Origin of the sequence: Nostoc sp. CmiVER01, assembly GCF_034531135.2 — a bacterium.
In the GTDB taxonomy this organism is placed as follows: Bacteria; Cyanobacteriota; Cyanobacteriia; order Cyanobacteriales; family Nostocaceae; genus Nostoc.
The window spans coordinates 1-11,386 of record NZ_JAVRBU020000033.1 but is presented as its reverse complement, the minus strand read 5'-3'; the positions used below and the strand labels follow the sequence as shown (position 1 = coordinate 11,386).

The 11,386-nt window shown below is 39.0% G+C and carries 9 protein-coding genes; 5 read left to right on the top strand and 4 right to left on the bottom strand.

Annotation, left to right across the window (positions count from 1 at the left end):
* The first annotated feature begins 482 nt into the window (after positions 1-482).
* Positions 483-1,094 carry a nuclear transport factor 2 family protein gene (locus RMZ43_RS34345; protein ID WP_322651592.1) on the top strand — a complete coding sequence of 204 codons (612 nt, stop codon included), beginning with the start codon at positions 483-485 and terminating at the stop codon, positions 1,092-1,094.
* Between the two features lie 45 nt (positions 1,095-1,139).
* Here the strand turns inward: RMZ43_RS34345 and RMZ43_RS34340 are convergent, their stop codons facing one another.
* A complete protein-coding gene (locus RMZ43_RS34340) occupies positions 1,140-1,604 on the bottom strand; it encodes a (2Fe-2S) ferredoxin domain-containing protein (RefSeq protein ID WP_322653072.1) in 465 nt (154 codons plus the stop codon).
* A 273-nt stretch (positions 1,605-1,877) separates the two neighbouring features.
* Positions 1,878-2,558 (bottom strand): GntR family transcriptional regulator, encoded by a 681-nt coding sequence (locus RMZ43_RS34335; protein WP_322653071.1) that lies wholly within the window; start codon positions 2,556-2,558, stop codon positions 1,878-1,880.
* 89 nt (positions 2,559-2,647) lie between these two features.
* On the opposite strand from RMZ43_RS34335, the gene RMZ43_RS34330 reads away from it, so the two are divergent.
* A complete protein-coding gene (locus RMZ43_RS34330; protein ID WP_322653070.1) occupies positions 2,648-4,270 on the top strand; it encodes a 2-isopropylmalate synthase in 1,623 nt (540 codons plus the stop codon).
* On the opposite strand, the gene RMZ43_RS34325 is transcribed toward RMZ43_RS34330, so the two are convergent.
* The gene (locus tag RMZ43_RS34325; RefSeq protein ID WP_322653069.1) at positions 4,237-4,671 is read right to left on the bottom strand and encodes a hypothetical protein; all 435 of its coding nucleotides are present in this window, start codon (positions 4,669-4,671) and stop codon (positions 4,237-4,239) included. The genes RMZ43_RS34330 and RMZ43_RS34325 overlap by 34 nt on opposite strands.
* A gap of 88 nt (positions 4,672-4,759) precedes the next feature.
* On the opposite strand from RMZ43_RS34325, the gene RMZ43_RS34320 reads away from it, so the two are divergent.
* The 3 genes from RMZ43_RS34320 to RMZ43_RS34310 all read left to right on the top strand — a co-directional run bounded on the left by RMZ43_RS34320 (position 4,760) and on the right by RMZ43_RS34310 (position 10,243).
* A complete protein-coding gene (locus RMZ43_RS34320) occupies positions 4,760-5,545 on the top strand; it encodes an HAD family hydrolase (protein ID WP_322651597.1) in 786 nt (261 codons plus the stop codon).
* A gap of 309 nt (positions 5,546-5,854) precedes the next feature.
* On the top strand, positions 5,855-7,030 hold the full coding sequence (locus tag RMZ43_RS34315) for a DNA double-strand break repair nuclease NurA (protein ID WP_322653068.1): 1,176 nt from the start codon (positions 5,855-5,857) through the stop codon (positions 7,028-7,030).
* Between the two features lie 519 nt (positions 7,031-7,549).
* Positions 7,550-10,243: a PAS domain S-box protein gene (locus RMZ43_RS34310; protein ID WP_322653067.1), complete on the top strand. Its 2,694-nt coding sequence runs from the start codon at positions 7,550-7,552 to the stop codon at positions 10,241-10,243.
* A 121-nt stretch (positions 10,244-10,364) separates the two neighbouring features.
* On the opposite strand, the gene nadC is transcribed toward RMZ43_RS34310, so the two are convergent.
* Complete coding sequence (gene nadC, locus RMZ43_RS34305) at positions 10,365-11,231, bottom strand: carboxylating nicotinate-nucleotide diphosphorylase (protein ID WP_322653066.1); 867 nt, start codon at positions 11,229-11,231, stop codon at positions 10,365-10,367.
* Positions 11,232-11,386 lie beyond the last annotated feature (155 nt).

Sequence of the window (11,386 nt, the reverse complement as noted above, 5' to 3'; positions counted from 1 at the left end):
TATCTATTAATTTAAACTTGACGCACTATTAGAGGCATAGTTCACCGACTTTTTTAATAAGTTGGATAGCTTCTTTATCACAAAAAATTAAGTATAATTACTCTAGTAATTATACTTAATTTTTAAAATCTGTAAAAATAAAGGTTATTTTTCTCTTAATAAATGTATGTAAGTAGTAAGTTAATTACTTAATAAAATCAACACAAATTTAGTTATAATTAACACTTTAAAATCTATATAGTACCTGTTATAAATGATAATATACATCAAATCTTGTATTATCTGGCTCATTTACTAATAAATGAAAAATAAGCTTTAACTAAATCTGCAAGGATTTAGCCAAGTTTTTATGAGCTAAAAAGTTCAGTGTAAACTTGAGTTTGCAGCAAGTTACAAGATATGAAAATCGTAAACATTAAGGTGCTTATACTGTGGAAAAAAGAAGAGAAAATGGGCGAATAGTTTCAAAGGCTATCTCGTTTGTGTTAAATCGTATAACTTTGATTGTGCTTGCAGTGACTCTTGTGCTGTTTATTGGAGGTAGATTTGAAATAGCAAGTGCAACTCAACCTAACGCGGAATTAGAAATTCAAAAATTAACATCCTGTTATTCGCTGGGAACTGATGCTATTGGTAGAGGAAATCTCTTAGAAGGAAAGAATATTTATCGAAATTGTTTTACTCAAGATGCAGTCCTCACTGCTATTTTTCCTGATGGGACAACTCAAACAAATTATGGGACAGATTCTTGGGCAGATTTTGTCTATTCAGTATTTCAAGGAAATGGTTATACAGCTACCCAACACTTGATGGGTACAATAAACATTTCAATTGAGAATAATCAAGCAGTAATGACTTCTTATCTCCATGCAACTCACAAACGCTCAGAAACTAGCATTGATGTTGCAAATGGCACTTATGAAGATCAAGTTGTCAATATAAATGGGCGCTGGAAAATTCGTAAACGGACTCTTAAACTCATCGATTTCTTGAATCTCAGTTCACCGACGGTTGATTCCTCAAATGCTAATGCCCGAAGCAGTAATTCCTCAACTAACTTTGTAAAACCAAAAATGTCTGGTTTCAATCATTAATCTTTCACACCATATAAGTAAAAAGTAAAAAGTAGAGAGTACTTTTTACTTTTTATTCTGTTTGATGTATGAGTAAAGAAGTTCACGTAGGCGTAGCCCGTCGTCGACATCACTTTGAGCATTTACAATTAAGCATGGACTATTTCCGCCACTTCTATTACTTACAATAACAACAGTAATACCGGATTTTGGACAAATCCCTAAACAACTGGTGCTAACAACCCGAAATTCTCCCCATAATCCCTCAAATTTTAAACGAGATTTTAACCAATTTTCTAAGTCTTCAGAAGCTGTTGAGCTTTTGCTAGTTGGATGAAAACTATTTGAGCGCTCGTTTGCACATTGTGAACATACAAGTACTAAACCAGATTCCCATTGGGGAGAAACACTAGGAATAGAAGTTTCTAAGGGGCGAGAATTTATTAAGGGCGATGTCTGCTGAGAATTTGATACAAATCTTTTGAAGATACGTTGCAGCAATCTTTTAATACGCTGGATCAGTTTTTTCATGGACGATCCCTACCTATTTTTCTGAACAACTTAAAAAGACCTTTCCCTGGTTTTACTACATAAAACCGTCCCTCTCCGCCTCGGAGAGGGATAGAGTTAAACTTTAGTTTAAGGAAGGGAGAGGTTTGTTGAACAGGATAGTGTAATTTTCCTGTTTAGTCTGTTCTGGTAGATCATTAGCTGGTGAAAAGAATTGTTTTGATGTAACATTGCTAAGTCTCTACAAGGGTTATAGATAAGGCATATTTAATTTCACCAGATGTTTATTAATAATCAGCGCTTCTGAGCAATTTGCTGCAAGTATGCAATTAGCTGTTCTCCTGCGGTGTCAATATGTCGTTTCAGTAACCTGACAGCAGCTTTTGTATCTTGCTGGCGACAAGCATCTAAGAGTTGATAGTGTTCTTTTTGCGATCGCTCTTGGTAATCCATCTGCGCTAATTGTACCCGGACATAGCGATCGCAATTAATGTGTAAAGTTTTAATCATCCCCAACAACCGGGGACGTTCAGCAGTGGCATACAGCGTAGCGTGAAATTCCCAGTTGAGTTTTGCCAACACACCTGCATCAGTTGCTTGATCTGTCGCTTCTAAAATTACAGCAGCTTTTTCTATATCTGTTTCCCGGAACTTGGGTATTGCCAATTGCATCGCTTTCACTTCCAAGGCGCTACGAATTTCACAAATTTCTTGCGCCTCTTGTGCTGTCAATACCGATACGATCGCACCACGATTTAAATGCAGTGTCACCAATCCTTCTGCTTCTAACTGCTTGAGCGCTTCACGCACGGGAATACGACTAACACCAAACTGAGTAGCAATTTCATCCTGTCTCAAAGATTGTCCTTCCTGAAAAATGCCGCGCAGAATCGCTTCCCGCAAAGCATCGGCAATTAAATCTGGGGTACTGCGTTGTTGTTGCAGCACATTCGCTGCCAAGTCATTTAAGTTCATATTTTATATTGTATACAAAATACGAAAGATTGTATACAATATCCAAAGTAAGTTTTTGAAACATCCCTTCAATACCACGGGAGACAATTATGAGCATCGCATCTCAACCAGACCAAGTTATCATCTTCGACACCACGCTACGGGATGGCGAACAGTCACCGGGCGCAACCCTCAATGTAGAAGAAAAGCTGGCGATCGCTCATCAACTAGCTCTCCTTGGTGTTGATGTGATTGAAGCAGGTTTTGCCGTTGCGAGTCCGGGAGATTTTCAAGCTGTCAAAAGCATTGCTGAACAAGTTGGAATACCCGGTGGGCCAATTATTTGCAGTTTAGCTAGAGCCATTCGCCAAGATATTCATGCAGCCGCCGAAGCCTTGAAGGGAGCGGCTCGTCCTAGAATCCACACAATGATTTCTACCTCTGATATTCATTTGAAATATCAGTTGAAAAAGTCTCGTAGCCAAGTATTAGCGATCGCATCAGAAATGATTGCCTATGCTAAGTCGTTTGTAGACGATGTAGAATTTTCACCAATGGATGCTAGCCGCACCGAGCCGGAGTTTCTTTATGAAGTTTTGGAGATGGCGATCGCAGCAGGTGCAACTACAATCAATATTCCTGATACCGTTGGTTACTGCACACCCAAAGAAATCGGAAATCTGATTCAAGGAATTCGAGAACATGTTTCTAATATCGATGGGGTGATTCTTTCCATTCACACTCAAAATGATTTAGGTTTGGCGACAGCTAACGCATTGGCAGCAATTGAATACGGTGTGCGTCAGGTGGAGTGTACCATCAATGGCATTGGGGAACGAGCTGGAAATGCAGCATTGGAAGAAATTGTGATGGCGTTGCAAGTTCGCAAATCATTTTTCAATCCTTACTTTGGTCGTCCGGTTGATGCCGATACACCCCTGACTAATATTAAGACTCAGGAGATTTATAAAACCTCATCCTTGGTTTCCCAATTAACAGGGATGCTGATTCAGCCCAATAAAGCGATCGTGGGAGCAAACGCTTTTGCCCATGAGTCTGGTATTCACCAAGATGGAATTATCAAACATCGCCAGACTTATGAAATTATGGAAGCTGCTGCCATCGGTTTGCCAGAAAATCGCATTGTTTTGGGCAAGCACTCTGGAAGAAATGCGTTCCGTACCAGGCTCAAGGAATTGGGGTTTGAATTGAACGAGACAGACTTAAATAAAGCCTTCAATCGATTCAAAGATATCGCCGATAAGAAAAAAGAAATCTCAGATTGGGATTTAGAAGCGATCGTTCGAGATGAAATGCAGATTCAAGTAGAAAGTGGCTTCCAAATCGAACATGTTCAGGTAATCTGCGGTGACTGTACTTGCCCAACTGCAACTATTACAATTGTCACACCTGAAGGCAAAATCCTTACAGATGCGAGTGTAGGTACTGGCCCAGTGGATGCGGTGTATCAAGCAATCAATCAATTGGTACAGATTCCCAATCAACTAATTGAATTTTCCGTCCAATCTGTGACTGGAGGAATTGATGCACTGGGAACCGTCACAGTTCGCTTGAAGCATCAAGAGCAGATATTTTCTGGACAAGCATCTGATACTGATATCGTGGTAGCCGCAGCTTACGCTCATCTCAACGCCCTGAATCGTCTTTATCATTACTTGCAAACTAAGAAATCCGAGTTTCATGAGAGCAACTCTGCTGTTATCTCTGGGTAGAGAATACAGGTATAAAAATGATTTTGCGTGATTTCAAAACTTTTGTAGAGACGTTGCATTGCAACGTCTCTACACCTAGATTCATACGGGACTGGCAGGCCACCTAGATCGCGTCTTCCCGTAAAAGCAAAAAGTAAATTGAACGTTGCGTCCATCAGCCTTGTTGTTTCCGGTTTGTTTGTAAAATTACGGTTGTAATCATAAGCAGCCTGCACCGTACTGTGTCCAAAACGGTAAGCTGCAACTGAAAATTCTAGAAGAATGAAAAGATTTCCATGCCGGGGATAGTAGAATTTCAGCCCGTCGCTGAGGATGCTATTTACTGTCCCCTTTGCAGTCACAGTTTTAAGGAAATGAAGAGTTACTTGCTTGGAAGTGCTAAAGCGATCGCCTACAATCATCCAGACTATTTTTCTTGCCTACAGTTGTGATACAACAAATCATTGCTAGTTCAGTTAAGCTGGCAACAGCAGTTTCATCCTCAAAACAATGACAGCAAGTAGTCCCACAATTTTAGCCCTAGACTTTGATGGAGTCATATGCGATGGACTAATTGAATATTTTGAGGTAGCATGGCGTACCTACTGTGAAATTTGGTCTTTTGCTAACGACACACCACCAGATGATTTAGCTTTACGGTTCTATCGTCTACGACCTGTAATTGAAACAGGTTGGGAAATGCCCGTTTTAATCAAAGCCTTGATAGATGGAATTCTTGATGATAAAATTCTTCATGAATGGGCAAGTATCGCTCCAAAACTATTGTTAGACGACAAGCTGCAAGCAAAAGAAATTGGCGCGAAACTAGATCAGCAAAGAGATGAATGGATTACCACAGATTTAGATGGTTGGCTAAGTCTGCATAGATTTTATCCAGGTGTAATAGAAAAAATCAAATTAACTCTTGACAGTGGAGTTAAAGTGTACATTGTAACAACTAAAGAAGGGCGTTTTGTCCAGCAATTGTTGCAACGAGAAGGAGTGAATTTACCAGCAGAATCAATTATTGGCAAAGAAGTCAAACGTCCTAAATATGAAATTCTGCAAAATTTAAAGCAGGAAGCAGAAAATAAGGCAGTTAGTCTCTGGTTTGTAGAAGATAGACTCAAGACTTTGCAGTTAGTCCAACAGCAAACAGACCTTGAAGATGTGAAACTCTTCCTCGCAGACTGGGGTTATAATACCCAAGCAGAACGTGAAGCTGCCCAAAATGATCCGCGAATTCATCTGTTATCACTGTCCCACTTTTCTAAAGATTTCTCTGCTTGGCTTTAAATATATGAAATACGTTGCAATAATCTCTTGATACCTTTACCCTAAAAGGGCTTGTCATTGTTCAGATTTATGTAATAGTCAAATTGCTGCGTTTACCGATATTCCGCCAGGAACTTAAGTTCCTGGCTTATAACCCAAGTTCACTCAAGTGAACTGAAATCATTTTTATTTAGTCTCGGAATTTATTCCAACGCGAAATTGTAACGAAGTGGGATACATAGCAAAGATTATAAACCAGAAGCTTACGTTTTTCGATTTAGGTGAAATAATAACTCATAACTATTCACTCCTCACTTAGCACTTACTTTTATGCTTGACCTTACAAAACTGGCAAGGCAAATGCAGGGTTTAAGCCAGCATCTTACTTTAGAAGCTGTTGCCAGTCGTCAGCGTTTAGAATTGGCGCAACAACATTTAAAAAATGCTTACGAGTCTCAACAAGATTTAATTGATCGCCAGGAAAAATGGCGTGATCGCATTCTCTTTGCTAATGCTACCCCAATTGAGCCATTAGAAACCTGCATCGATATCCCAGTTCCCCCAAAGGTACATACTGTCATTGCTACCGATGGTTCGCAAATTGCCCCTAATCATCACGAAATTGCTTATTGTTATCTGCTGAATATCGGCAGAGTAGTTTTACACTACGGACAAAATCGCCATCCGATACTTGATAGTTTGCCAGAAGTATTTTACCGCCCTGAAGATTTATATATGTCTCGGCAGTGGGGAATTAGAACCGAGGAATGGATGAGTTTTCGCCGTACTGCTTCAGAAACAACGGTATTAGCCGAACTTGCATGTGCAGCCAAAGGGGAAGCACCAGCATTGGCGATGGTAGATGGCTCCTTAATTTACTGGTTTTTAGAACAATTACCAATGGATGCCCGCGATCGCATTTTACCCCCAATTCTGGAAGCTTGGCAGCAGATGCGTGATGCTCAAATTCCGTTGATGGGCTATCTTAGCGCCTCTCGCAGCATCGAAACAATGAACTTTTTACGGTTGTTAGCTTGTCCTCATCAAGTGCCAGACTGTAAAACTTATTGCCCAAATCAGCTAGAAAAAGTAGCTTGTAAAATTTTTGAACAGTTGCGAGATACTTCTGTTTGGGCAACCCGACTCAAACCAGGACAACGCAGTACTCTGTGGCGCAGTAATTCCCCCATTATCGAACTCTACGGGGATCAAATCATTTACTTTTGCTATGTCCACGTTGGCACCGAAATTGCCCGGATTGAAGTTCCAGCATGGGTAGCAGAGAATGTAACCATACTAGACCAAGCATTAGGGCTAATGCTAGCACAAGTCCAAAAAGGATATGGCTACCCAGTAGCGATCGCAGAAGCCCATAATCAAGCAGTAGTCAAAGGTGGCGATAGAACGCGTTTCTTTGCCCTCCTCGAACAACAAATGATTAAAGCTGGTTTGAAAAATGTCGGAACTTCCTACAAAGAAGCCAGAAAGCGCGGCAGTATTGCTTAGGAACTTCTAAAATAATCTATTTAACATCCAGTAATCGTTTGAATATACGGGTCTTGAAATTGGCGATCGCAGGCATCCGAATTTATGATGTTTACATTTCTTCCCGTTATTAAAACTGACACATCAGCCAAGCTAGAGATAATAAAACAGGCACAATACCCTGGCAAACAATCTTAAGCAGATTAAGGAATTCATGCTGTTAAGCAAAAGGTGCTGCCCTTACTTAACACTTCTTATCTTTAATCCAAAATATAAATGTTTACTTTACAGCTTTTTAGGGAAACCTTTATTTAGTAGAAAATTAAGTCAAATAAATAGCGAGTTTACTCAGTAAAAACTAGGAGATAACTATTGCGTTTGCTCTGATTATTACGTATTTATTCGGAAATCAAATAGTCTTTGTGGGAACTCATATTAAGTAGTGTCTAACTTAATAATATCTCATTAAGATCATTATCAAATTTACGAAAAACGTATTCATTTATTTTACTTACAAAAAGATTTATACCTAAACAATTTATGAAACTAGTTAAAGCTGAATACAAACAATCTGAAGAAAAATACTCTCGATTTTTCTCACTTTCTATAGATTTATTATGTATTGCTAATTTTGATGGTTATTTTAAGTATTTAAACCCAAAATGGAAAAAAACGCTAGGTTGGTCTGAACAAGAACTTATTAGCAAACCCTTTATCGAATTCGTTCACCCTGAAGACCGTGAATCCACTATTGCCGCAGCCCAAAAAATTATACAATCTGTAGATGCAATCAGCTTTGAAAACCGCTATCTTTGTCAGGATGGTTCTTACAAATGGCTGTCATGGAATGCGACTGGCTTTGGTGAAGAAAACTTGATTTATGCAGTAGCTCGTGACATTACCCTTAATAAACAGAATGAAATAGAATTACAAAACTCTATCAGAGAACTAGAAGCTTTTAAATATGCTTTAAACGCCCATTCCCTTGTAGCCATTACTGATAAAACCGGAAGAATAACCTATGTTAATGATCTATTTTGTCAAATTTCTAAATATTCTAGAGAAGAACTTTTAGGGCAAGATCATCGTATTATTAATTCTGGACATCATACAAAGGCATTTTTTGCCAATTTATGGAAAACTATTGTTAAAGGAAAAATATGGAAGGGAGAAATTAAAAATAAAGCCAAGGATGGTAGTTTTTATTGGGTGGATACTTTGATCGCCCCAATGTTAAACTCAGATGGAAACCCCTATCAATATGTATCCATTCGTACAGATATTACACAGCGCAAGGTTTCAGAGTTAGCTTTATTGGAGCGATCGCGCTTGTCACTTTTGAGTGCAGAAGTCAGTTTAGCTTTATCTCAAAGTGGTACACTTCCAGAAATTCTGCAAAACTGTACAAATCCTATTTCGCAATACCTTGATATCGACTTTGCTTGTATCTGGACATTTGAAGGACAAACAAACCAGCTACAATTGCAGGCTGGTGTTCATTGCACAGATGTTACTTGTAGTGCTTTGAACGCTAGCCAAGATTTCCCAAATCACATGGTTTTAGCGGATAACATTATTGGCTTAATGGCTCAAAACCATCAATCTATTTTTAACGAAGAACTATCAATTAATAATTCCGAAAAATTTCTCGATTCTACATTTTCAATTTTGAGACTTTCTGCTTATCCCTTAATAGTAGAGCAGCAATTAATCGGTATAATGGCTTTAGTTAGTAAGCAATTATTTACCGAAGCAACTCATAACCTATTAAATTGGATTGCTAATAGTATTGCTGTGGCTATTGATCGAATCTTGGCGCGAGAAGAACTCCTCAGCCGTAGGGAAGCTTTATTACTGCGTCTAGCTAGTCAAATCCGCAGTTCTCTTGACCTAAATATGATTTTACAAACTGCGGTCAATGAAATTCGTAGCTTATTACAAATTGATCGTTGCTACTTTCTTTGTTACTTACCGCACCCATCGCAACCAAGCCTAACTATTACCTATGAAGCGCGAAACCCTAACTTACCAAGCATATTAGGCAATATTTCACTCCAAAAAAGCGCTTTGCTAACAAAAATACTTATCTCCCAAGAGTTAATTTGCATAGACGATATTAAGAGTAATTCATATCTTGATGATGATTTGCAAGAACTTTTAACCGAATTTGGCATCACATCTCAATTAATGCTACCAGTTAAAAGTAATTCTGGTGAGATTGGAGCAATTGTTTGTAGTCATTGCAGTGGCGATCGCATTTGGACTAACAGTGAAATTAGCCTGCTACAAGCAGTTTGTGATCAACTAGCGATCGCCATCGATCATGCACAACTTTATACCCAAAGTCGCTCTGCTACTTTAGCTGCTCAAACTCAAGCCGAAAAACTCACTGAAACTTTGCATAAATTGCAGCAAACTCAATCTCAGCTGATCCAAAATGAAAAAATGTCTAGCTTAGGACAGTTAGTAGCTGGAGTTGCCCATGAAATCAACAATCCAGTTAACTTTATTCACGGTAACTTAACCTATGCAAATGAATACTTTCAAGAGATGTTAACTCTATTGCACCTTTATCAGCAACACTATCCCAATCCTCAGATAGAAATTTCCGATCTCACTGAAAAAATTGATTTGGAATTTATTACCGATGACCTTTCTAAACTCCTGTCATCAATGAATATGGGTACTAATCGTATTCGTGAAATTGTTCTAGGGTTACGAAATTTTTCTCGTCATGATGAAGCAGATAAAAAACTAGTTGACATTCATGAAGGAATTGAAAATACACTATTAATCTTGCATCATCGCTGGAAAGATAATGGAATTGGGTTGGATATATCTATTGTTAAGGAATATGGAAGTTTGCCATTAGTTGATTGCTATCCTGGACAGCTTAATCAAGTATTTATGAATATTTTGAATAATGCGATCGATGCTTTAGAAGAGTCAATGATAAAGTTAAAAACAAATGATAAACCGCAAATTATAATTCGGACTGAAATTTTGGACAGTAAATTTGTTGTCATCCGAATTGCTGACAACGGATTAGGGATAGAGGAAGACATTAGAAAACGCTTATTTGATCCCTTTTTCACAACAAAACCTGTGGGTAAAGGAACAGGGCTAGGACTATCAATTAGCTACCAAATTGTAGTAGAAAAACATGGTGGAAATTTAACTTGTCTATCAGAACCTGGAAAAGGCACAGAATTCTGGATTGAAATTCCAATTTAAATAGATTGAATCAGACCTACAGAAAAAGTCTAGCGGCTTTACTTGCGTTTTTTTAGACTTTGATCTTGCTGAAATGCAACATTACACCGATTTTGCAATTGGATTATTCAGCTTATTTATTTTAAAGTACAATCCTCATACTCAAATCCAACCACTTCGACTGAGTAATCGGCGCACTGCTAGAAATATAGTCAACACCCGTCTCTGCTACACCGCGAATAGTTTCCAAAGTCACATTTCCAGAAGCTTCAATTTTCACCCAGCTATCCTGCTGGCGAATCAACTGTACTGCGTCACGCATCATATCCAAGGGCATATTGTCCAACATAATAATGTCAGCCTTATGCTGCAAAGCTTCTTTCACCTGCTCTACACTTTCCGTTTCTACCTCTATAGTCAAGGGATAAGGTATCTGAGAACGAACACGGGTAACAGCTTCTCCAATTCCTCCAGCCGCCGCAATGTGATTATCCTTAATCATCACCGCATCATCCAACCCCATACGGTGATTAATTGCTCCACCCAAAGCAGTTGCATACTTTTCCAAAAGTCTCAACCCTGGTGTAGTTTTACGCGTATCCACCAACTGAGCAGGTAAATCAGCAATTTTATCTACATATATATTAGTCAGGGTAGCAATCCCACTCAACCGCATAGCCAAATTGAGCGCAACTCGTTCCCCCATTAACAGCGCATCCAGCGAACCATGAATTTCGCCTACTACCTGTCCCGGTTCACACCATGTACCTTCAGCCACAACCGCCACAAAGCTGACTTTTTCGTTCAGAATCTGGAAAACCCTAGCAGCAACTGGTAAACCAGCAATTATCCCTGGAGCTTTAGCTACCCATTTAGCCGAGCCTAGCGTCACATCTTCTACTAGTATTGTATTTGTTGTGCGATCGCCCCTGCCAATATCCTCCAACAACCAGCCACGCAACAGTGGATCTAAAACCAGCCAGGGTGGTAAAACAGCAGAATTACTCACAACTTTAGTGCTTCCTTAGTGACTTCCAGGAATACTATATCCTATAACCCTTACTCGCTAAGGCTTTCATAGAGACTCAGAAGCGCTCCAAAAGATTTTTGGAAAAAGAGTTGACACAAAGAGTTGGGTTCGCTATATTGAATAAGTGCCTGAAG